The sequence below is a fragment of the Nocardia sp. NPDC058114 genome, assembly GCF_042884695.1.
In the GTDB taxonomy this organism is placed as follows: Bacteria; Actinomycetota; Actinomycetes; order Mycobacteriales; family Mycobacteriaceae; genus Nocardia.
Genome location: NZ_JBHVTK010000001.1, coordinates 1630718 through 1652840 on the forward strand (window position 1 = coordinate 1630718; position 22123 = coordinate 1652840).

A 22123-nucleotide genomic window follows, 5' to 3' on the forward strand; every position below is an offset into this window, starting at 1 on the left:
AGGCATGAGCCTCACAGCCGATGAGCAGCAGATGGTCGATCTGGTCGCCGACTTCGTCGATCAGCGGGTCCGCAACCGCGTGCGCGAGTTCGAAGAGGACGACATCTATCCCGAGGAGTTCATCGAGGAGATGAAGAAGCTCGGCTTCTTCGGACTGCTCGTGCCCGCCGAATACGGCGGTGTCGACGTGAGCACCGCTTGTTTCGCCGGCGTCACCGAGGAACTGGCGCGCGGCTGGATGAGCCTGGCGGGCGCCATCGGCGGCCACTCGGTGATCAGCTACCTGATCAAGACCTTCGGCACCGACGAGCAGAAGTCGAAGTACCTGCCGAAGATGGCCGAGGGCGCCATCCGCGCGACGATGGCACTCACCGAGCCCGCGGGCGGCAGTGACCTGCAAGCCATGCGCACCACCGCGGTGCGCGACGGCGACCAGTGGTCCATCTCGGGTTCCAAGACCTGGATCTCCAACGCCGCCCACTCCGGTCTGATCGGCCTGCTGTGCATCACCGATCGCGACGCCAAGCCCGCCCACAAGGGCATGAGCGTGATCCTGGTGGAGCCCGGTGACGGGATGATCATCTCCAAGAAGCTGCCCAAGCTGGGCTACCGCGGTGTCGAAGCCTGCGAGCTGGTGTTCGACGGCCGCAAGGTCGGCGACGACGCCATCCTGGGTGGCGTGCCGAACCTGGGCTGGAGTCACATGATGCGCGGCCTCGAGGTCGGCCGTATTCAGGTGGCCTCGCGTGCCTTGGGTGTCGGCCAGGCCGCGCTCGACTCCGCGGTGCGCTACGCCCAGGAGCGCCAGTCCTTCGGCAAGCCGATCTGGAAGCACCAGTCCGTCGGAAACCTCCTCGCGGACATGGCGACCAAGCAGCGCGCGGCGCGGCTGCTCACCCTCGACGCGGCCCAGAAGCTGGACGCGGGGGAGCGTGCCGACATGGAAGCGGGCATGGCCAAGCTGTTCGCCTCCGAGACCGCGATGCAGATCGCACTCGACGCGATCCGCGTGCACGGCGGCTACGGCTACTCCAAGGAATACGACGTGGAGCGATACTTCCGCGACGCGCCGCTGATGATCGTCGGTGAGGGCACCAACGAGATCCAGCGCAATGTCATTGCCGCACAGCTCATCGCGCGCAACGCGATCTGATCGGAGTCAGAAGATGTCAACTCTGCGCCGGGCCGCGATCGTTGCCCCCACCCGTACCCCCGTCGGCACCTTCGGCGGCTCACTTCGTGACGTCGCGGTCGAAGACCTGGGCGCCACCGTGGTCAAAGCCGTGGTCGAGCGCTCGGGTATCGATCCCGAACGCATCGACGACGTCGTGTTCGCCCAGTCCTACGCCAGCTCCGAGGTGCCCTGCGTCGGACGTTGGCTCGCCCTGCACGCCGGACTGCCGATCACCGTGCCCGGCATGCAGCTCGACCGCCGCTGCGGTGGTGGCCTGCAGGCGCTGGCCACCTCGGCGATGATGGTGCAGACCGGAGCAGCTGACGTCGTACTCGCCGGCGGTGTCGAATCGATGAGCCGCATCGAGTACTACTCGACCAGCACCCGCTGGGGTGCCCGCGCGGGCACCGTGCAGCTGTTCGACCGGCTCGACCGCGGCCGCGAGCGCTCCCAGCCCGAGGCCAGGTTCGGCAAGATCTCCGGGATGATCGAGACCGCCGAGAACCTCGCGCAGGACTACGGTCTGATGCGCGAAGAGGCCGACTCCTTCGCCGCCCGTAGCCATCAGCGTGCCGCCGCGGCGTGGGCGGAGGGCCGTTTCGCCGACGAGGTGGTGCCGGTGACGGTGCCGCAGCGCAAGGGCGACCCGGTCGTCTTCGCCGCCGACGAGGGCATCCGCCCGGACTCCACGGCACAGACGCTGGCGAAGCTGCGCACGATCACCCCCGGCGGCACCGTCACCGCGGGCAACTCGAGCCAGCAGAACGACGCGGCAGCGGGGCTTCTCGTCGTCGCCGAGGACCAGCTCGACGCCCTGGGCCTGGAGCCGATCGGCTACCTCACCGGTTGGGCCGCCGCGGGCTGCGAGCCCTCGCGCATGGGTATCGGTCCGGTACCCGCCGTCGCGAAACTCGCCGCGCGCCAGGGTAGCGACACGGTGTCGCTGCTGGACTCGATGGACCTGGTCGAAGTCAACGAAGCCTTCGCCGTGCAGGTCCTCGCAGTCCTCGAGGGCTGGAACTGGCGCGACCACGACCGCCTCAATGTCAACGGCTCTGGCATCTCCCTCGGCCACCCGATCGGCGCCACCGGCGTGCGCATGGTGACCACCTTGCTGCACGAGCTGCGTCGTCGTGGCGGTGGCCGTGGCCTGGCCACCATGTGCATCGGTGGTGGCCAAGGGATGGCCGCCACCTTCGAGACCGCCTGATCACCGTCAGGCACCGACTGTGCCCCGGCGAACCGAACAGGCCCGCCGGGGCACAGCCATTTACTCGAAAGTCGAACGTGATCCTATGAAGCAAGTCAGCACACCATGAAGCACGGCAAGCAATCACCGTGTCCGGAAGAGCCCGACATTCGCCTGATGGTCCAATTCGCCACCATGCGTATGGAATTCGTGGCCTGCCTGACAGCAGCGATGGTGTTCGTCCAAGACGTGGCCCGCCGTCGCCTCTGCGAAGTCACGGTGGCGGCGGCGCACTACACCGACCTGCCCCGACTGCCGAACGAACGCTTGTATTTGCTGCCTTGAGAAAGCTGAAGCCGGCTCGAACCTGAATCGCCCTGAGGCGATAAGGTCCGAGCCGGCTTCGGTCGTTTCAGGGACGCAGCAGTGCGGCGAACTCGGCGATCGGGGTGGTGGGGCCGCCGGTGGTGATCGCGGCGAGCAAGGCTTCGCTGCGGTCGGCGCCCATGTCGGCGACGGTCAGGTCGCGGAACTTGGTGTCCAGATCGGCGGGGGTCATGGGGTTTTCGGCGGTGCCGCTCGGGTTGTCGACGAAGATGTGTTCGGTGGTGCCGTCGTGGTAGACGACGGTGATGTCGGCGACCCAGCGGCCAGGGTATTCGGCGTCGAGTTCGGTATCGACCTCGATCTTCACCCGCCGCGCCATGGCGGCGACCTCGCTGCCCTCACTCAGATCGAGGCGGCCCGCCATGAAGTCGTGGTGGGCGCGGAAACCGTTGCCGCGGCCCAGGATCGCCAGGGCGAACTGGAACGGCAGGCTGTACTGCAGGTGCTCGATGATCTGGGGGGCGTAGGCGTTGGCGTTCTGGTTGCCGATGATCACGTCGCCGCCGGACTGGATGCCCAGGCGCACGGATTCGACGTCGGCCGCCCGGGCGGTGAGCTGCTGGGCTCCGTCGATGTAGGCGTGGTTGATGCCGCAGCAGCAGTAGGGCTTCACCCACACGCGGGTGATCTCGAACGAGGCATCCGGTGCGAACAGCTCGGCCGCGTCGTCCGCGACCGGCCTGCCGACAAAGGTGCGGTAGAAACCCTTGCCACCGGAGAGGAACGTGGTCGGGCCGGTGATGCCCGCGGCGGCCATCTCCGCGGCGCGAATGCCGTTGCGCGTTCCGATACCCGAGTGCAGCCGCTTCACCGAGCCGCCCGAGGAGGTGTATTCGGTGGTGCCCGAGCTGTGGCTCATCGCGATCGAGAGCGCGTGCGCGGTGCGTTCGACGTCGAAGCCGCGCATCTTCGCGACCACCGCCGCGGCGCCGAAGGCCGACAGCAGACCGTGTGGGTGGAAACCGCGTTCGAGCAGTTGCGGCGCGGCCAGGATGCCGATGCGGGTGTAGGCCTCGTAGCCGGCCACGATACCGGTGATGACCTCGCCCAGTGACGCCCCGAGTTCCTCGCCGACCGCGATGGCCGCCGAGACCACCGCGCTACCGGGGTGACTGGAACTGGAACGATGAGCATCGTCGTACTCGAAACCGTGCCCGTAGGTCGCGTTGACGAAAGCCGCGTCGGCAGCGCTCATTTCGTCACTTGACGCGGTGACGTGAGCGGCACCGGGCGCGTGCGAGGCCTTGGTCAGCTCGAGCACGGCCCGGCTCCACGGCAGCGAGGCACAGCCGATCTGCACCGCCAGCTGGTCCTGCATCAGCCGGCGCGCGCCCGCGAGCGCGTCGGCCGGGATCGAGTCGTAGTCGAGTCCGGTGACCAGCTGGGCGACCGCGTTCTCGAGTGGGGGTAGGGAAGGCATGAAAGACCTTTCGGGGTATGCGAACGTCAGGCCAGCGTGTCCAGCAGCGACTGCGGGAGGCCGTAGGACTTGGACTCGACATAGGCGTCGAAGCCTTCGAGGCCCGCTTCACGACCGATGCCGCTGTTCTTGAAGCCGCCTAGCGGAGCGAAGAAGCCGGCGGGGGTGCCGTTGAGTTCGACTGTGCCGGTGCGGATGTGGCGGGCCACGGCCAGCGCGTGCGCGGGGTCGGCAGCGAAGACCGAGCCGTTGAGGCCATAGTCGGAGTTGTTGGCGATCTCGATCGCCTCGGCCTCGGTGTCGAAGGTGTGCACGGTCAGTACCGGACCGAACACCTCCTCCTGGGCGATTCTCGCGTTGGGGTCGACGTCGGCGAAGATCGTCGGCTGCACGTACCAGCCGCGGTCGAGGCCCTCGGGCCTGCCGCCGCCGACGAGCACCTTGTTACCATCCGCCCGTGCGTCGGCGATGAAACTCTCGACGCGCTCACGCTGGCCGCGACTCACCAGCGGGCCGATCTCGGTCGCCGGATCGAACGGATCGCCCACCGGCATCGCGGCGACCATCTCGCGCAGCCGGTCGTAGAGTTCGTCGCGCAGGGAACGGGCGACCACGATGCGGGTCTTATTGCTGCAGACCTGCCCGGTGTTGCGCAGCGACAGCGCCCGGATGATGGGTACCGCGACGTCGAGAGCGGTGTCGTCGAGCAGGATCGCGGCGGACTTGCCGCCGAGCTCCAGGGTGACGCGGCGCAGGTCTTCGCCGCAGATGGCGGCGATCCGGCGGCCCGCGGCGGTCGACCCGGTGAACGAGACCTTGTCGACGCCGCGATGGCGGACCAGGTGCTCACTGACCTCGCGGCCGGCGACGACCACGTTGACCACACCCTCGGGCAGACCGGCCTGCTCGAAGATCTCCGCGAGCAGGTAGGCCGACATCGCGGTCTCGGGCGACGGCTTCAGGATCGCGGTGCACCCGGCCAGCAGTGCGGGCGCGAGCTTGATGATGGCGATCTGCAGCGGTGCGTTCCACGGCACCACAGCCGCGACGACGCCGACCGGTTCGCGGGTGACCAGTGCGTTGCCGGTCACGGATCGGCGGATATCGGACCACTGGTACTGCGGCGCGAGTTCGAGGAACGCGTCGAGCAGCATCCGGGTACCCATCGACTGCATCCTGGTCGACAGCGTGATCGGGCAACCCATCTCGGCGCTGATCAGCCTGGCCACCTCGTCCTGGCGCGCGGCGAGCGCCTCGCTGACCCGGGTGAGCACCGCGATCCGTTCGGTGAGTTCCATGCGGGGCCATGGGCCGGAGTCGAACGCGGTGCGCGCGGCGGCGACGGCGGCGTCGATGTCGGCTTCGGTGCCGTCGGCGACTCGAGCCAGCACCTCCTCGGTGGCGGGGGAGATCACCTCGAAGGTCGCCTCCGACGACGGCTTCACCCACTCGCCGCCGATGAACAGCTTGTCGAACTGTCCCTGCCACAACTCTGTCTGAACACTCATTGGTCGACCTATCGTCTTCGTCGGCGATCGTGTGCCGGGTGCGAATTGCCTGGTCAGCGACATTTACTGAGGGCATTCTGATCGCGCCGTGTGACCCAGCTAATGTAAAGTATATGATATAACCGAGGCCATCGGCGGAAGTTTCTGTGTCCGCCGCCACTATGCCTATCATGTCGGTTACCTGGCTCACGCATGCCGCCGATCCCGCTGGAATGTGACCGGTGGCACCACTGCGTAGAGATAATATATAATATGAGCCAGTGAGAAGAGGGAGACAGGCTATGCAGCACAGGCCGCTCGACGGTATCCGGATCCTGGAGATCGGGGGCTACATCGCGCTCCCGTACGCCACGTCGATGTTGTGCGCGCTCGGCGCCGAAGTGGTGAAGGTCGAGCGCCCGGTGGTCGGCGAGGACTTCCGGCGCCATCAAAACGATGCCAGCCCGTACTTCCGGCAATACAACACCGGCAAGCGCAGTCTCGCCGTCGACCTGAAGACCCCCGAGGGCATCGCGCTGGTGAAGGCATTGGTGCCGCACTTCGACGTCGTGCTCGAGAACCTCCGTCCGGGCAAGGTCGCGGCGATGGGGCTGGGGCCCGAGGATTGTCGCGCACTGCGACCCGACATCGTCTACGGCTCGGTGACCGGCTTCGGCAACGGTGGACCGCTGGCGAACCGTCCCGCCTACGACACCATCGGACAGGCGTTCGGCGGCCTCTACTCCCTCTTCGGCGACGAGGGCCACCCCCAGCTGACCGGCGGTCTGAGCGCCGACCTGGTCACCGGGCTGAGCACTGCGGCGGGTGTGCTCGCCGCACTGGTCGGTCGATTGCGGACGGGGCAGTCGCAGCACGTGGAGACCTCGATCATGGAGGCGGTCAGCGTGCTCGCCGCCGACGGCATCAGCCAGGCATTCGAGCTCGGCGCCGATCCCACCCGCCAGAGCAGGCATCCGCAGGCCCAGAACTTTTGTGTGCGGACCGCGTCAGGGGAGTTCTTGGCCGTCCATCTGTCCTCGTCGCAGAAGTTCTGGCAGGCGTTGTGCCGGGCGATGGACCGCACCGATCTCGCCGCGGACCCGCGCTTCGCCGAGTACCGGCCGCGCGAGGCGAACTACCACGAGCTGGTGCCACTCGTCGCCGCCGAGTTCGAGCGCCGCACATTCGACGAGTGGGAGAAGGTCCTGACCGCCGAGGATGTGCCGTTCGCGCCGGTGTTGTCGATGACCGGCTACGTCGAACACGAACAGGTCGACTGGCTGCGCATGATCGAGCCGCAGGACGACGGGCTCGCGCTCGTGCGACCGCCGTGGCGCTTCGAAGGTGAGCGGCCGGACCGTCCGGGCGCGGCGCCGCGCGTCGGCGCCGACACACGCTCCGTCGCGAGTGAGATCTACTCCGCGGAGCAGATCGACGAACTCCTGGCCGCGGGCGTGATCTCGGTGGAGGACTGACCGTGGCGCGCGCGACCACGACGAGCACTGTGGCGCAACCTGTTCCGATAGCGGACAGATCGGCTGTGGTGGCCGAGCTGTTGTCGAGCAGGTGGAGCTGCCGGGCCTTCGAATCGCGTGAAGTGCCACGGCCGACGATCGAGCGACTACTCAGCCTTTCGCAGCGGTCCGCGTCCTGGTGCAACACCCAGCCGTGGCAGGTGATCGTTACGACGGGGGAGGGCACCGAGCGGTTCCGGGCTGCGCTGGCCGACTACGCCGCGGGGAAGGGCGGTGAGCTCGGAGAGGAATTCGACTTCGCCCCGCCTGTGGAGTATCGCGGCGTGTATCGAGAGCGCCGCAGCACGACCGGTTGGCAACTGTACGAGGCCGTGGGTGTCGAACGCGGTGATCGCGCGGCGTCGGCGCGGCAGGCGTTCGAGAACTTCCGGCTGTTCGGCGCACCGCACGTCGCGATCGTCACCACCGCGGCTGAGCAGGGTGTGTACGGCGCCGTGGACAGCGGCCTCTACATCGGCACCTTCCTGCTCGCCGCGACGAGCTTGGGAATCGCCACGATTCCGCAGGCCGCGCTGGCAGGCCGCTCGGCCTTCATCCGGGACTACTTCGACATTCCCGAGGATCGAAAGGTGCTGGCGGGCATCTCTTTCGGCTACGCCGCCGTCGACCATCCCGCCAACAGCTACCGCACCGCGCGGGCGCCACTGGACGAGGTCGTGACCTGGCGTAGCGAGTAGTCCGTCCGGTTCGCGTCGAGGTCGAGGCGAACTCGGTCGGTATCGAAAGACAGTGGCCGGGTCGGTTGCGTCGGTACAACGAAGTACCGCGCAACCGACCCGGCCACTGTCGTATTCGACGTGGCGCCCCGACGGCTATCCGGTGCTGCCGAAGACCCCGGTGGAGCGCAGCCGGTGAAGTTCGCTGTCACTGAGGCCGAGCACCTCGGCGAAGACCTGGTCGGTGTCGGCACCCAGTGCCGAGGCCGGGTCGACCGGGCCGTAGTCGTTGTCCTCGCGGATCGGACTGCGCGCCGAGATGACCGGTCCGATACCGGGCTGGTCGAGTTCGGTCAGCACAGCACTGCCCGAACCTGCCTCGAAATCGGCGACGACATCGCTCATCTGCCGGTAGCGACTCCAGAGCACACCTGCCTCGGTGAGCGCCTCGCCCGCGTCATCGACATTCAGACCGGCGAACCAGGGACGCATGACCGCCGCGATGGTCTCACGGTGCACGTACCGGTGTGCCTCGTCGGTGAAGTCCACTCCCAGTGTTTCCTCGAGCGAGGCGATCACCTTCGCCGTCCCGGTGGCGGTGCACAGTGCGTGCCACTGACGCGGCGTGAGGGCGACGACCATGACGCGCCCACCATCGGCGGTGACGAAGTCGGCACCGAACGAGCCGTACATGTAGTTGCCGTGACGCGGCCGGTCGCCGCGTTCGCGTACCTCGCTGAGCCACCCCAGATTCGCGACGCCGGCCAGGGCGACGTCGGCCAGCGCGATCTGCAGGTGCGCGCCCTCGCCTGAGCGTTCTCGCCGGTGCAGGGCCGACAGCAGTGCGGTGGTCGCGGTCATGCCCGCGACCAGATCCCAGGCAGGCAGAACGTGATTCACCGGCGTGCGCGAGTCCGCAGGCCCGGTGAGATCGGTGACGCCGACCTCGGTGTTCACCGTGTAGTCGACCGCCGGGCCGCCGCCCGCCCTGCCGCCGATATGCACCTTGATCACGTCCGGACGCCGTGCCGCGAGCGCCTCGTAGGAGAACCACGGGCGGCCGACAGCGTTGTCCACGACGATGCCCGCGTCCGCGCCCGGTGCCGTAGCCAGCGCGAGGACCAGTTCGCGGCCCTCCTCGCTGCGCACGTCCACTGCCACCGATCGCTTGCCGCGATTGAGCGAGTTCCAATACAGGCTCTCGCCGTTGTGCTTCGACACCGGCCACCGGCGGTAGTCGGGTCCACCGCCGAGCGGATCGATCCGGATGACCTGCGCGCCGAGCTGGGCGAGGGTCATCCCGGCCGAGGGCCCCGCCACGAAACTGGCGAATTCGACGACCCGCAGGCCCGACAGGGGCTGCCCGCTCACGCGCGCACCACCGCGGGATGATCGATGGGACCTGGCTTGTGCATCGCGCTCTCCTTCGTCTGCGGCGGACCGCTCCTCTGTGTGAAATATAATATATCTGACAGTCGGGAGCCTAGGGCGTCAGGACCATGATCGGGCCGTCGCCGAGGATGGTGCCGGTGTCCACCGACGGCAGGGCTGACCTGGTCAGTGTGCCGTCGGGCTGGACGTCGAAGGTGTGTACGCGCGTGGTGACGCCGGTGGTCAGCACGTCGGCCGCGTAGACGTGCCGCTCGTCATCGCTGAGCACCACCGTGTCGGGCCCCGAGCCCGACGGTGCTGGATAGGGGGATCCGGCCAGTGGGGTCAGTGCGCCGTCCGCCGCGATGGAGTACCCGGCGACGCCACCGCCCGCGACCACCGGCACATACACCCGCTTGCCGTCGGCGGTCACCTCGGCGCCGTGCGGCATGAGTCCGCTGGCATAGGGCGATCCGGGCGTGGGAGTGAGGTGCCCGTCTGTCCCGATCGCATATCCGGAGATATTGCCGCCCATTTCGTTGCTCACATAGACGAAGCGGCCGTCCGGTGTGTAGCCGGGGTTCACCGGGAGCATGCCACCGGAAACCGGAGCGCCGATCGAGGTGAGTTCACCGTTCGCGCCGATGGCGAAGCTGGACACGAGGCTGTCAAAGGGGCTGACGAACCGCAGGAATCGGCCGTCCGGGTCGATGCGGATCATCGGGATGGCGCTGAATCCGGGTACGGAGATCGACGCGGTATGCGTCAGCGCGCCGGTGGGATCGACCGCATAGGTCCTGATATGTCCGGGCACGCCGCCGACGGCGACGAACAACAGGGTGCCGTCGGCGGACAGGGTCGAGGTGACCGGTGCACCGCCGTCGATCTCGACCTCTGCGCCCGGAATCGGGCGCAGAGCACCCGCGTTGTCGATGCGGTAGCCGGTGACCTGCTGTTCGGCGGCCTGGCTGACATAGACAGCGTGCCCGTTGGGCGCGAGCGCCAGCGACAGGATGCCGAGGCCGACCGGCGTCTGGCCGACCTTGGTCAGCCCGCCGCTCGGCTCCACCCTCAATACTGTCACGTCACCACTCACCGTGCCGCCGACCAGGAGGAATTGGGCGTCGCCACCCGGTGCGGCCGCTGCCGGGGCCATCCAGCCTGCGCTGAGCAGCACCGCCGCGAGCGCGACCGCCGTATTCCTGGTCCGCTGGGCGAACGCTTTCTCGGGTGTTGTGGATGTCGTCATCGACGTTCCTTCCGGCACGGAGCGCTGCTCCCGGCTCGCCGCGACGCGACGCCGCGCGCGGCACCGGAGTGCGCGGACTCGGCCCCCCGGTCGTTCGAATGTAGGAAGGATTCGATCCGATGACTGTCCAAGAACTCGGACACGGGCTAGGGGGAGCCCGTCATTCTGCGCATCGACACGGGTGCGCGCCAGCCGCAAGGTAGACCGCAGGTCGCTACGACCTCGTGGTGTGTGGAGCCGTCGGGGTAGTGCTGGGTCAGCAGCGAGGCCGACGCCGGATAGCCGCACGCGCCGCATTGTCCGAAGTAGTCGAGGAGTTCGCGGACGGTGGTGTTGATGGGCGCTGACACTACTTCGCTCCGGGTATCTGGTGGTGGGTCCTCGGACGGCGAGGCGGTAGGAACATTAAACATAATATATTTACGCACAGTTGAACTTTCCGCCACTCCGGGAAGAGAGTCGACGGCGGTCCGGCTCAGCCTGCGTGTTCGGTTGGGTTTCGCTCGGGAACCGGCGCCGACCAGGACATGAGGATGCGTAACTTCTCGTGTGAGGTCGTGCCCACGTCGGCCGACCACAGGACCAACTGCTGTTCGGCGTCGCCGGAATAGCTGAAGGTGTCCCAATTCAGTGTCAGCTCACCGACATCCGGGTGGTGCAGGGTCTTGGAGCCGAACTCCTGGCGAGCCACATTGCGCGCTGCCCACCATTGCCGGAACTGTTCGTCGGCAATGGAGAGTTCGCCGACCAGCGCCGTCAGTTGCGGGTCGGTCGGATTGGCCGCCGCGTCCATGCGCAGGATGGCGACGCACGTGCGGGCAACGCCTTCCCAGTCGTCGTAGAGGGTGCGCATCGCGGGATCGGTGAAGACCATCCGCACGTAGTTACGCTGCCGCGGCGACATCTGTCCGAAGTCCGCGATCAATGCCGCGGCCAGGTGGTTCCAGGCAAGGATCTCGAGGTAGCGGCCGAACACCAGGGCGGGCGTCTCGGTGAGCTGATCCAAGAGGCGCTGCAGCTGTGGACGCACGGTCTTCTGGCCGCGCTTGGCCGGGCGGCGCTCCGACCGGCGAGCGAGATTCTCGATGTAGTCGCGCTGGGCGTCGTCGAGACGCAGGGCGCGGACCAGGGCGTCGAGGACTGGCTCCGACGGGGCGAGGCGGCCCTGTTCGATCCGGGTGTAGTAATCGTGGCTGATCGCGACCAGGTCGGCGACCTCCTCGCGGCGCAGGCCGGTGACCCGGCGCGGGGAGGCGCTGTGCACGGTGAGGCCCACGTCCTGGGGGGTCAGCTCGCCGCGCCGGGCTTTGAGGAATCCGCCCAGTTCGCGAAGGTGGGGCGCTCTGTCTGTCATTTCCCCACGATATGCCTGCCGATGCCGGCGTGCCTGGGACAAATCCTTCCTATGTCGGCGAAAAAACAGCCGTATCGGACAAAGCTGCAGGAAATCAACAGATATTGTGTATAAAATACAAGTGTGCTCGGTCACAGGACCGATCGTCGACCGCATCTCCACGCGGTCGGGAGAAGGTGGTGTTCAGTGTCCATGACTGTGTTGCAGGTTCACGGAGATACGACTCGACCGGACATCGAGTCGTCGTGGGCCCGATCGCGACTGAACGGCGTGCGCCGAGACACGCTGCCGCCGTTCGACCTCGTGACCCGTACCTCCGAGAGCAATCTCGCACGCGCGGCCAATCCGGTGCTGCGGCGGGTGGCGGGCGAACTCGAGGGCACTCAGGTAGCCCTGGTGCTCACCGATCACGCCGGCCAGCTGGTCGACATCCACGGCGCCGCGCGGTCGATGCGCCACGCGATCGGCGACCTCGGTCTGGTGCCCGGCGTCCAGCTCGGTGAGGACCGGATCGGTACCAATGCCCTCGGCACCCCGCTGGAAACCAGGCGAAGCCTTCTCGTCCGTGCCGACGAGCATTATCTGACGGTGTTCCGGGGGTTCACCTGCTACGGCCACCCGATCTTCCATCCGGTGACGCGGCGACTCGAAGGTGTACTCGGCATCGGCTCGAAAACCGGCGCGGACTACCGGTTGTCGTCGCTGCTGGCCCGGCGCATGGTCCGTGACATCGAAGAGCGGCTCCAGCGTGATTCGCCGCGCGCCCAGAGCCGGCTGATGAGTGCCTTTCAAGCGGCTGTCGGTCGCCGGGGGCGCGCCGTCGTCGTCATCGGTGAGGGCCTGGTTCTGGCCACACCTGCGGCCGTCGACCTGCTCGAACCCGCCGATCACGCCGCAGTGCGCGCATGCGCCGAATCCGTGCCGATCGGATCGCAGGAAAGCCACGAGCTCGCGCTGACCTCCGGACGTGAGGTGCGCCTGGTCTGTACGCCGATCGACGGAGCCGATGGTGTGCTCGTCGACATCACACAGGAATCCGTTGTCCGGCGCGGCAATTCGCTATCGGCCCACGTGCCGCGCTGGCCGCTGCTGGTGGTCGGTGAAGCCGGCACCGGCCGGACTACCGAGGCGCACAACATCGCGGGTCCTGGCGCTGTCACCCTCGACGCGACCGACATCGTTCTCGCGGGCGAGAGTGTCTGGGCGGCCCAGCTAGGAGAGGCGCTGTGGGGCAACGGACCCGCCGTGGTTGTCGAGAACATCCAGTTGCTCTCCCCGCAGATCACGGCACTGCTCGCCCAGCGATTGCGGGAAACGACCCGCAACGTCGTCCTGACGTCGACTCCCGGCGAACACCTCGACGACATCCACGCCGCGGTACCGGCCCTGTGCAACGACCGCAGAGAACTGATCCCGCTGCGCAGGCGCAGGCACGAGGTCCCCGGCCTGGCCCAGCAGATCCTGACCGATGTCGCCGGGCACACCAGGACCCGGTTCACCGCCGAGACGATGCGGATCTTGGCGTCGCAGCCGTGGCGAGGCAACCTCGCCGAGCTGCGCCGAGTCGTGGAAGTAGTCGCGGCCGTGCGATCGGCAGGTGACATCATCCCCGCCGACCTGCCCGCCTCCCACCGCGGCGGCCAAGCACCCGGCTCCCCGATCCGCGAAGCGGAGCGGGAGGTCATCATGGCCGCGATCGAGGCCGCCGGCGGCAACAAGCTCCAGGCCGCACGCGCACTCGGCGTGAGCCGCTCGACGCTCTACAACCGGATCCGGGCACTACGCATCGGGTGAATTGCCTGATCACCACTCGTGTCGGCCGCACAACAGCGTGCCCTCCCGGCGATATCGCCGGGAGGGCACGCTGATATCCCGCGCACGCGAGCGCCGAATCACCCCGCGCGGAACACCGTCTTGTATTCGAGGTAGGCGTCGAGTGCTCGCGGGCCGAGTTCGCGTCCGAGACCGCTGTTCTTCATACCGCCGAACGGTGCGTCCATCGGGAACGAGGCGTTGTTGACCCCGACAGTGCCGGAAACAATGCGCCGTGCCACGTCGGTGGCCTTGTCCTTGTCGGCGGAGAACACCCCGCCGCCGAGGCCGTACTCGGTGTCATTGGCGATGTCGACCGCCTCGTCGATGCTGTCGTAGGGCATCACGACCACCACCGGCCCGAAAATCTCCTCGCGGGCGATCCGCATATCGTTGGTGACATTGCCGAACAAGGTCGGCTCCACGTAGTAGCCGCGTTCGAAGCCTGCCGGACGTCCGCCGCCGACGATCACTTCGGCGCCCTCCTGCTTACCGATCTCGAGGTAGGACAGCACCCGCTCGAGCTGGGCTGCGTTGGCCAGCGGCCCGTAGAAGGTCTGCGGGTTCTCGGGATCACCGAGCGGGGTTTTCGTCATGGTGTCGGCGAGCATGGCGACGATCTCGTCGTATCGTGCCCGCGGGGCCAGGATCCGGCTCAACGCTCGACACGTCTGGCCGGTGTTCGGGGTCAGGGCCGTGCGCACGAACGGGGCGAAAGCCGCCAGGTCGACATCGTCGAGCAGGATGCCCGCTGCCTTACCTCCGAGTTCGAGGGTGACGTGCTTGAGGTCGCGGCCGCACGACGCGCCGATGGCACGTCCTGCCCTGACGGAACCGGTGAAGGCCACCTTTCGCACATCGGGGTGGGATACGAGCAGCGCACCTGTCTCGCGTGCACCGGTCACGATATTGACCGTGCCGGGAGGAAGCCCGGCCTGCTGGACGACCTCGGCGAACAGGAACGCGTCGAGAGAGGTGTCCGGTGCCGGTTTCACCACGGCTGTACATCCAGCGGCCAGCGCGGGCCCGAGTTTCCACGCGGTCAGCGGCTGTGGTCCGTTCCACGGGGTGATCGCGCCGACCACCCCCAGCGGTTCGCGGGTGATGACGGCATCGCCGGTCATCGTCGCCCGTACTTCCTCGGGCTCGAGTTGCTCGGCCAGTGTGGCGAAATAGCGGTAGTTGAGCGGGACCTGGCTCTGCATCGCGCGCGAGACACTGATCGGCGTCCCGTTCTCCTTGGTGACGAGGGCCGAGATCTCCTCGCCGCGCGCCTCGAAGGCATCGGCCAGCGCGCGCAGCAGGCGCCCCCGTTCGGTCGGGTCGGTCTGCGCCCACCCTGATCCCGCGTCCCGTGCGGCGCGCACCGCGGCGTCCACATCGGCCGCGTCGCCGTCAACGATCGAGCCGAAGACCTCCTCGGTCGCTGGATTGATCACGTCGAGCCGCTCGCAAGAATTGGCGCGCTGAAGCCGACCGCCGATGAAGTGGTGGTTGTGGTCGTGAGCTCCGGACATGGCTTTCCTTCTGTCGTTCGATGGTTGATCAGCGCACGCCGAGCGTGAAGGGAATTCGGCCATCCGCCGCGCGCTCGGCACCCGATCAGCTGCGCTGTGCTTGCACGATGTTGACCACGCCGGCGGGAAGGCCGACCTTGTCGAGTAGTTCGGCGAGCAGGTATCCGTCCAGCGGTGTCTCCGGCGACGGTTTCACGACGACGGTGCAGCCGGCGAGCAGCGCGGGCGCCGCTTTCATCACCGTGACGAGTAGTGGCTCGTCCCAGGGGATGATCGCGGCGACGACGCCGACAGGACCACGCGTTACCTGCGCGCTGCCGGTTGCGGATCGTCGGGTTGTCGACCATGGATATTCGGGCGCGAGGTCGAGGAAACTGTCGAGCAGCAGGCGCGGCCCGATTGCCTGCATCTTGGTGGAAAGTGTTATTGGGCAACCTATTTGGGCGGTGATGAGCTGGGCGATCTGAGCCTCGTATGCGGCCAGTTCGGTACTGAGCGCACGGAGTACGGCGATCCGCTCCGCGATCGACATTCGCGGCCAAGGCCCGGAGTCGAAGGTCGCGCGCGCCTCGCCGACCGCGGCGTCGATGTCGGCCTCGACACCTGCGGGCACGCGTGCGACCAGGTGCTCGGTTGCGGGCGAGATCACCTCGATCGTGCTGTCGGAGGTCGGCTCGACCCATCGGCCGCCGATGAACAGTGTGTCGTACCGGCCGTGCCACAGGTTTGAGTGCGTCGTCACAAGCGACCCCCTTGGTCACCGAAAAGTGCTGTGGCCCTATTCAAATGGGTGGCTGCGCGCTGTCGTGTCCAGATATTTGGACAGCCGACGACATACCTCGCGGTCTACTGTCGAGGGCGTCGGCCGGACATGTGTCGGCATCATGGGGAGACGAAAAGCCCCGCTCGCGTAGGGGGCGAGCGGGGCTTTTCGGGGAGCGGGGGAAATCAGGCGGTCGTGCTGTTCGGTGCGAGCAGGCGCATCACCGTGCCGAAGTCGTCGACCTCGTCCACGCCGAGCACGGTGTCGACGATCTGATCGATCCTGTTCTCCGACAGCACATCCTGTGCGTTGATGCGGAACTTGGTGACCAGTTCGTCGGTGGTCATTCTGGTGGTCGGGTCGGGGGAGGGGCTGCCCTTGGGGTAGGTGCGGTCCGCGGAGAAGGTGGTGCCGCGGGCGTCTACTTCGATGCGGGTGGGCCGGGCGGACGGGTTGGCCGACAGTGCCTTGAAGTAGTCCGGGTGCGGTTCGAAGGTGACCTTGTCCATCAGGCCGAGCACCGAATCGCTGAACACGAGTTCCGGTGCGTGCCAAGCCCTGCTGGGGACCACTCGGTGCGCGCCGACCGACAGGCCGTGGGCGATGTCGAACTGCGCGTCGTGGGTCTTCTCGATGACCCGGCTCTGCCACAGCGGGTGCATCACCGCGGCCTCGCCCCAACAGCGGATGGCGTCGATCTCGTCGGGCTTGATGTCGTTGGTCTCGAGGATCTCGGTGAGCGCGTGCAGCGGGGCGTGCAGGATGCGGCAGTGCGGGTAGGGCTTGTAGGACTGTTCGGCGAGGAAGCGCCATTCGGTGCCGAGCGCGTCGGTGATGTTTTTCGGTTCCCACCGCCGGGTGCCGATGTATTTGCGGAAGCCGACCTCGGCGTCGTCGAGGATCTGCAGATCGCCGGTGTGGCCGAATTCGGCCATGTGCACGGCGGTGAGCGTGGCCTGGGTCAGGGTGCCCGCGAGCAGATACTTGAGGGTGGAGCTCGGGGCGTGCTTGATCCACGGGCGCATCGCGTTGACCGGGGCGGTGGCGGCGGCGATACCGAGCGCGTTGGCCAGGGTCTCGGTGGACTGGCCCGCGAGCTTGCCCGCGGCCGCAGTTCCACCGAAAACGGTGACGCTGTACCCGATCACGGGGGACAGATCCATCGAATTGTTCTGGACGTCGCGCAGATAGTCCATCGACTTGTAGAACCGGTAGGACATCTCGTGGGAGAGCGCGACGGCGGCGAGCACCTCGCGACCGGATCGCCCCCGGCTCTCGGCCATCGCCATCGTGGTCGGCAGCACGTAGGGCGAGACGTGGCCGGGCGGCAGCACCGCGTCGAAGTCCAGGGCGTTGATGAGCTCGCCGTTGGCGAAGGAGGCGCCGAAGATCGAGACCCGGTCGTCGGTGCCGATGATCGTGGCGTCACCGTCGGTGCCGCCGGTGAGCTTGCCGTAGTCGATGCCGATCTTGCCTTTGGGCTCGTCGACGGCGCCGAGCGCGCACCCCATCGCGTCGAGCAACAGCCGCTTGGATTCATCGACCGCCTCGGGCGGCAGTGTGTCGAAGTCGGCGTCGGAGGTGAATCGCGCCAGTTGCTCGACGATGGTGTCGGCCATGAACTGTCCTCTCGCAGGGGGTGCGGGAGGTAGTTCGACCAGCCGCCCCAGGTAATTGCACTATATATTATGTAAGCATTGCGAAGGGGTTAGCAGCAAGCTGCAGTTTCAGCGTACGACGGTTCCGCGCAGCCAGTAGGCGACTGCTTCGGCACGATTCGCCGCGCCGAGTTTGCGCAGGATATGGGTGATGTGGGTCTTCACCGTCGCCTCCGAGATCGCGAGTTCACGCGCGATCTGCCGATTCGCCCTGCCCGCGGCGAGCAACTCGACGACATCGAGCTCCCGGGTCGAGAGAGCGGGCGTCTCGACAGGGCTGGGCGAGGCATCGACGGATCCGGCCAACCGGTCGAAACCGGTGCGCAGTGCTGTGACGCCGTCGAGCAGGCTCGCGCCGGTCAGCGCGTGGCCGAGGCCGGCGGCGAAGACCGCCAGCATCGCCCGAGCGGTTGCGTCGGCTTCGCGCCGCTGGAAGTAATAGTCGCCGTGGACCAGGCCGACGACCGTTCCGTTCATGGTCAGCGGCGCCACGGCGTAGGAGCTGCAGCGCGTCATCTCCACCAGCGGCCGGATGACGCGAGGATTGTGCTGGACGTCGAAGACGAGTCCGGGCCGGGCTCGCTGCACGATGTCGCTCTCGACGAGGTGTCCGTCCAGCGTCGGTGACGACTCACGCCCCGCCGCGATGATGGCATCGGCCCACGGCTCGTCGTCGACGACGAACATGGTGTGCAGGTGCCAGCGCTGCCCTTCGGTCGTCGAGACCAGTGCGCGGTCGAAGCCCATCGCACCCATCGCTTCCGCGGCCCTGCGCAACAGGTCGTCCACTCCCCGCGCGCCATGTAATCGCGCGATCGCCTGTGCGGCCATGCGCAGATGTGTGGCCGAGCCGGCGGCGTCGGACGCGGCCAGGTCGGCCTCGGTCGCGCGGATGCGGGCCAGCAGTGCGGTTGTCCGCTGGATATCGGCGCCGGCTGTCGTGTCGGACAGGGCAGCGACGGCGTCGTCCCACAGCTGGGTGAGCAGGCGCTTGGCCTCGCCGGGGGAGTGGGCGCCGGGTGGCTGGATCCGGCGGCCGAGGATCTCGGAAGCCTCGATGACGACGGCGGCCAACTCGGCGCCGAGTGTCGCGTCGCCGCTGGGTGTCCTCGTCTCGATCGCCACGTGCCAACTCCAGTCCATCTACCACGTCTATACAGAATATGCAATATATAGCCCCGCCGTCACCGGCAGGCCCGAATTGTGTCCGAAACCTGCGTCCGGCATCGACCCCTGGTCGCAGCGCTGTACGACGTTCGGCTGATCGAGGTGGCGAAGCCTTGTGAGCAACAACACCACATATTTAATATTTTGCACAGCTTTAGATAGTGACCTGAGTCTCAGAGGAGAAACAATGCGGGGTGTTGTGTTCAACGGTGATCGCGACCTCGAGATCGCCGAGTTCGACGACCCGTCCCCGGGGCCCGACGACGCGGTAGTGGCGATGAAGGCGTCGGGGATGTGCGGTAGCGACCTGCGGTTCTACCGCGCGGCTCCCGGCGCCGCGCTCGCGGCCTTCGGCCTGTCGGGCGATACCGGCGGCATCATCGCCGGCCACGAGCCGTGCGGAATAGTCGTCGCGCTCGGCGCGAATGTGGACCAGCGCGCGGTTCGGGTCGGCGACCGGGTGATGATCTATCACTACGACGGCTGCGGATACTGCGATCGGTGTCGCACCGGATGGACCCAGATGTGTCAGCGTGGCGCGACGATTTTCGGGGCGACCGCCCACGGCGGGCACGCCGACTTCATCAAAGTGCCCGCCCGCACCCTGGTTCCGCTGCCCGATGACGTGAGTTTCACTGCGGGCGCGGCGATTTCCTGTGGAACCGGGACAGCGTTCGGCGCACTGCGCCGGCTGAATCTGGATGCCTGCGACACCATCGCGATCTTCGGTCAGGGACCGGTGGGACTCTCGGCGGTGCAGTTGGCGGCGGCCATGGGCGCCGAGGTGATCGCAGTCGACGTGCAAGCCGATCGAGTCACGCGGGCGATGGAGTTCGGCGCGGCCCACGCTATCGATTCCAGCAGTGCCGATCCCGCGGCGGCGATCAAGGAACTGACCGCAGGAGCGGGCGTGAGCTGTGCGCTGGACTGTTCCGGCGCGTCCGTGGCCAGGGTCGCGGCGGTCAAGTCCGCCGCGCAGTGGGGCCGGGTGGCCTTCGTCGGCGAGGGCAACGACGTGACCCTGGACGTGAGCCCCGACATCATCCGCAAGCAGCTGACGATCCTGGGCTCCTACACCTTCTCGCTGACCGGTCAAGCGGACTGCGCCCGCTTCGTCGCCGCGCACGGCCTCGACGTCGACCGCTTGTTCACCGACCGCTGGAACCTCGCCGACGCCGCCCAGGCGTACACGGAGTTCGACAAACAGGCAGGCGGCAAGGCCGTCATCGAGTTCTGAACGGGAGCATCATGACGACGACAATCGCGGCCACCTCGCCGCCCCCCAGCCTGCGCGACCGACTCGGTCGTTCGGAGCAGGCCTATTTCGTCCTCGGCATCACCGTGCTGCTGTGCGCGGTCGGCGCCGCCACCACGCCGGGATTTCTCACCACCGGTAATTTCGCCAGCCTGCTGCGGCTGTCGGCGGCGTTCGGGATCCTGGCCGTCGGCGTTGCGATCGTCATCCTGGGCAAAGGCATCGACCTCTCGATCGCCGGTGTCGCACTCGGGTGTGCGCAAGCAACCCTGGCCCTGATGTCGAGTGGCATGCCCGAATGGCAGGCAATAGCCATCGCCGCGGCGGTCGCGCTGCTCGTCGGGCTGGTCAACGGCGTGCTCGTGGCCTACGTCGAGGTGCCGTCGCTGTTCGTCACCCTGGCAACCGGTCTGCTGGTCATCGGCGCGGTCGACATGCTGCTGCTCGACAGCAACTACTACGCGCTGCCCGCCGGATCGTGGATCGCGGAATTGAGCAACGGCTCGGTGCTCGGCGTGCCACGCCCGATCGTGCTCGCCGCGGCCGTGTTCGTACTGGCCTGGTTCTTCGTCACCTACACCACCGCGGGTCGGTTGATCAGGGCGATGGGCGACAACTTCGCCACCGCCCGAGCCACCGGCGCCCCCGTCCGCCCGCTGCAGGTACTCACCTATGTGATCTCCGCGCTGCTGGCCCTGCTCGCCGGCTACCTGACCGTGTCGATCCAGGGCAGCGTGCAGACGACGGTCACCTCGTTCGACCCGCTGCTGTTCACCGCACTCACCGCGACCGTAATCGGCGGCATCTCGCTGGCCGGTGGCCGCGGCTCGATCCTGGGTGTGCTCGCGGGCTCGCTGTTCATCGGTGTGCTCAACAACCTGCTCGTGCTGCACGGTCTCACCTCCGCGGTGCAGGACCTGATCCGCGGCGGCGTGCTGATCGCGGCCATCGCCCTCGACTCGTGGCTGCATCCCCGCGACGAGGAAACCGCCAAGAGCGGCGAACTGTAATGCCCTCGCCTCGAAACACCTTCGCTCACAAGGAGTCTTCAACGATGAAGAAGAAAATGATCGCGCTCGCTCTCGCCTCGGTCTCGGCCGTCGTGATCACGGGTTGTTCCACCGGCGCACGCACGGCCGCCACCGGCCCCGCGGGCGGCGAGGGCCAGGCTTTCGGCGAGAACGTGCAATTGTTCGACGCGACGCAGCAGGTCCACGAGTCGATGCAGGGCAAGCGGATCGCCTTCGTGCCGATCCTCTACAAGGGCTACAACCTGACGATGAACTGGGGCGCCTCGATGGAGCGCGCCTTCGGCAACCTCGGTGCCGACTTCCAGGTCTACGACCCCAATTTCGACACCGACAAGATGACCAGGATCATCAGCGACCTGATCGCCCGCAAGGCCGTCGACGTGCTGATCCTGCACAACCCCGACGTCGGGGTGTTGTCCAAGCAGATCGAGGACGCCCAGCGCGCGGGCATCTACACGGTGGTGGTCAACATGATCTCGAGCCGCCTCGGTGACGCCTATATCGGCGTCGACAACATCGCCGCCGCCGAGGACATCGCCCAGCGTGCCGTACAGGACTGCGAAAAGCGCGGCGCCCCCAAGCGATTGGCGATCATCGACGGCCCGGGCAATGACGCGGCCTCGCTGCTGTGGTCCAAGGGCGTGCACAATGTGCTCGATCCGGCCGGGTTCGAGGTGGTGACCACCGCGCACACCCAGTGGCAGAACTCCCTCGCCCAGCAGGCCGCCGAGTCGATCATCCAGCAGCAGAAGAACAACTTCTGCGGTTTCCTGGTCACCTACGACCTCAACTCCGTCGCGGTCGGCGACGCGGTGCAGAGTGCGGTCTCGCGCGGGGTGATCCCCGCCGATTCGCTGGGCACCTACACGATGGCCACCGACACCCTGTGGTGTGACGCGCTGCGCGCGGGCAAGGTGACGGCCTCGGCCTCCTACGACGTCCAGGGCGTCGGCACCGCCGCGGTGGTGACCGCCCAGCAGCTGGTCCAGACCGGCGCACCGGCGGGCAGCAGCCACACCGTCGCGTTCGTGCCGCACACCATCGTGGACCGCGCGAACGTCGACAACACCACTATCGCCTGCTACAAGGGGCAGTGAT

General features: G+C 67.3%; 19 protein-coding genes. 9 read left to right on the forward strand and 10 right to left on the reverse strand.

The annotated features are described in order from the left end of the window. Positions 1 to 4: 4 nt before the first annotated feature. From ACFVVI_RS07565 to ACFVVI_RS07575, 3 genes are all read left to right on the forward strand, one after another. Positions 5 to 1153: an acyl-CoA dehydrogenase family protein gene (locus tag ACFVVI_RS07565; protein ID WP_378628131.1), complete on the forward strand. Its 1149-nt coding sequence runs from the start codon at positions 5 to 7 to the stop codon at positions 1151 to 1153. 13 nt (positions 1154 to 1166) lie between these two features. Then, positions 1167 to 2384 carry an acetyl-CoA C-acetyltransferase gene (locus ACFVVI_RS07570; RefSeq protein ID WP_378663218.1) on the forward strand — a complete coding sequence of 406 codons (1218 nt, stop codon included), beginning with the start codon at positions 1167 to 1169 and terminating at the stop codon, positions 2382 to 2384. Between the two features lie 105 nt (positions 2385 to 2489). Next, positions 2490 to 2708, forward strand: a complete 219-nt coding sequence (locus tag ACFVVI_RS07575) for a hypothetical protein (protein ID WP_387444088.1) — start codon at positions 2490 to 2492, stop codon at positions 2706 to 2708. A gap of 67 nt (positions 2709 to 2775) precedes the next feature. Here ACFVVI_RS07575 and ACFVVI_RS07580 read toward each other — a convergent pair whose 3' ends face one another. Then, entirely contained in the window at positions 2776 to 4170 is a 1395-nt protein-coding gene (locus ACFVVI_RS07580; RefSeq protein ID WP_387444090.1) for an MmgE/PrpD family protein, read from the reverse strand. Between the two features lie 26 nt (positions 4171 to 4196). After that, entirely contained in the window at positions 4197 to 5678 is a 1482-nt protein-coding gene (locus ACFVVI_RS07585) for an aldehyde dehydrogenase (protein WP_387444092.1), read from the reverse strand. A gap of 281 nt (positions 5679 to 5959) precedes the next feature. Between ACFVVI_RS07585 and ACFVVI_RS07590 the strand changes: the two genes are divergently transcribed. Continuing rightward, complete coding sequence (locus ACFVVI_RS07590) at positions 5960 to 7132, forward strand: CaiB/BaiF CoA transferase family protein (protein WP_378663210.1); 1173 nt, start codon at positions 5960 to 5962, stop codon at positions 7130 to 7132. A gap of 2 nt (positions 7133 to 7134) precedes the next feature. Continuing rightward, the gene (locus ACFVVI_RS07595; RefSeq protein ID WP_387444095.1) at positions 7135 to 7869 is read left to right on the forward strand and encodes a nitroreductase; all 735 of its coding nucleotides are present in this window, start codon (positions 7135 to 7137) and stop codon (positions 7867 to 7869) included. A gap of 135 nt (positions 7870 to 8004) precedes the next feature. On the opposite strand, the gene ACFVVI_RS07600 is transcribed toward ACFVVI_RS07595, so the two are convergent. The 4 genes from ACFVVI_RS07600 to ACFVVI_RS07615 all read right to left on the reverse strand — a co-directional run bounded on the left by ACFVVI_RS07600 (position 8005) and on the right by ACFVVI_RS07615 (position 11822). Further along, on the reverse strand, positions 8005 to 9219 hold the full coding sequence (locus tag ACFVVI_RS07600) for a CoA transferase (protein WP_387444097.1): 1215 nt from the start codon (positions 9217 to 9219) through the stop codon (positions 8005 to 8007). Between the two features lie 112 nt (positions 9220 to 9331). Next, positions 9332 to 10468, reverse strand: coding sequence for a lactonase family protein (locus ACFVVI_RS07605; protein ID WP_387444099.1), 1137 nt, complete (start codon positions 10466 to 10468; stop codon positions 9332 to 9334). A gap of 146 nt (positions 10469 to 10614) precedes the next feature. Next, entirely contained in the window at positions 10615 to 10818 is a 204-nt protein-coding gene (locus tag ACFVVI_RS07610; RefSeq protein WP_378628146.1) for a hypothetical protein, read from the reverse strand. A 125-nt stretch (positions 10819 to 10943) separates the two neighbouring features. Then, positions 10944 to 11822, reverse strand: a complete 879-nt coding sequence (locus tag ACFVVI_RS07615; protein ID WP_378628148.1) for a helix-turn-helix transcriptional regulator — start codon at positions 11820 to 11822, stop codon at positions 10944 to 10946. Between the two features lie 192 nt (positions 11823 to 12014). Between ACFVVI_RS07615 and ACFVVI_RS07620 the strand changes: the two genes are divergently transcribed. Beyond that, on the forward strand, positions 12015 to 13616 hold the full coding sequence (locus tag ACFVVI_RS07620) for a sigma-54-dependent Fis family transcriptional regulator (RefSeq protein ID WP_387444102.1): 1602 nt from the start codon (positions 12015 to 12017) through the stop codon (positions 13614 to 13616). A 98-nt stretch (positions 13617 to 13714) separates the two neighbouring features. Here ACFVVI_RS07620 and ACFVVI_RS07625 read toward each other — a convergent pair whose 3' ends face one another. The 4 genes from ACFVVI_RS07625 to ACFVVI_RS07640 form a co-directional block, all read right to left on the reverse strand. Continuing rightward, positions 13715 to 15151 (reverse strand): aldehyde dehydrogenase, encoded by a 1437-nt coding sequence (locus tag ACFVVI_RS07625; protein ID WP_378664077.1) that lies wholly within the window; start codon positions 15149 to 15151, stop codon positions 13715 to 13717. An 85-nt stretch (positions 15152 to 15236) separates the two neighbouring features. Further along, the gene (locus tag ACFVVI_RS07630; protein WP_387444104.1) at positions 15237 to 15893 is read right to left on the reverse strand and encodes an aldehyde dehydrogenase family protein; all 657 of its coding nucleotides are present in this window, start codon (positions 15891 to 15893) and stop codon (positions 15237 to 15239) included. Between the two features lie 206 nt (positions 15894 to 16099). Then, positions 16100 to 17533: an MmgE/PrpD family protein gene (locus tag ACFVVI_RS07635; RefSeq protein WP_387444106.1), complete on the reverse strand. Its 1434-nt coding sequence runs from the start codon at positions 17531 to 17533 to the stop codon at positions 16100 to 16102. Positions 17534 to 17641: 108 nt separating this feature from the next. After that, positions 17642 to 18715 carry a LuxR C-terminal-related transcriptional regulator gene (locus tag ACFVVI_RS07640; RefSeq protein WP_387444109.1) on the reverse strand — a complete coding sequence of 358 codons (1074 nt, stop codon included), beginning with the start codon at positions 18713 to 18715 and terminating at the stop codon, positions 17642 to 17644. 211 nt (positions 18716 to 18926) lie between these two features. On the opposite strand from ACFVVI_RS07640, the gene ACFVVI_RS07645 reads away from it, so the two are divergent. From ACFVVI_RS07645 to ACFVVI_RS07655, 3 genes are read left to right on the forward strand one after another with little or no spacing between them, the layout of a single operon-like run. Beyond that, the gene (locus ACFVVI_RS07645) at positions 18927 to 19976 is read left to right on the forward strand and encodes a zinc-binding dehydrogenase (RefSeq protein WP_387444111.1); all 1050 of its coding nucleotides are present in this window, start codon (positions 18927 to 18929) and stop codon (positions 19974 to 19976) included. Between the two features lie 11 nt (positions 19977 to 19987). Further along, entirely contained in the window at positions 19988 to 21004 is a 1017-nt protein-coding gene (locus tag ACFVVI_RS07650) for an ABC transporter permease (protein ID WP_378628158.1), read from the forward strand. A 44-nt stretch (positions 21005 to 21048) separates the two neighbouring features. After that, a complete protein-coding gene (locus tag ACFVVI_RS07655; RefSeq protein WP_387444112.1) occupies positions 21049 to 22122 on the forward strand; it encodes a sugar ABC transporter substrate-binding protein in 1074 nt (357 codons plus the stop codon). Position 22123: the final 1 nt, after the last annotated feature.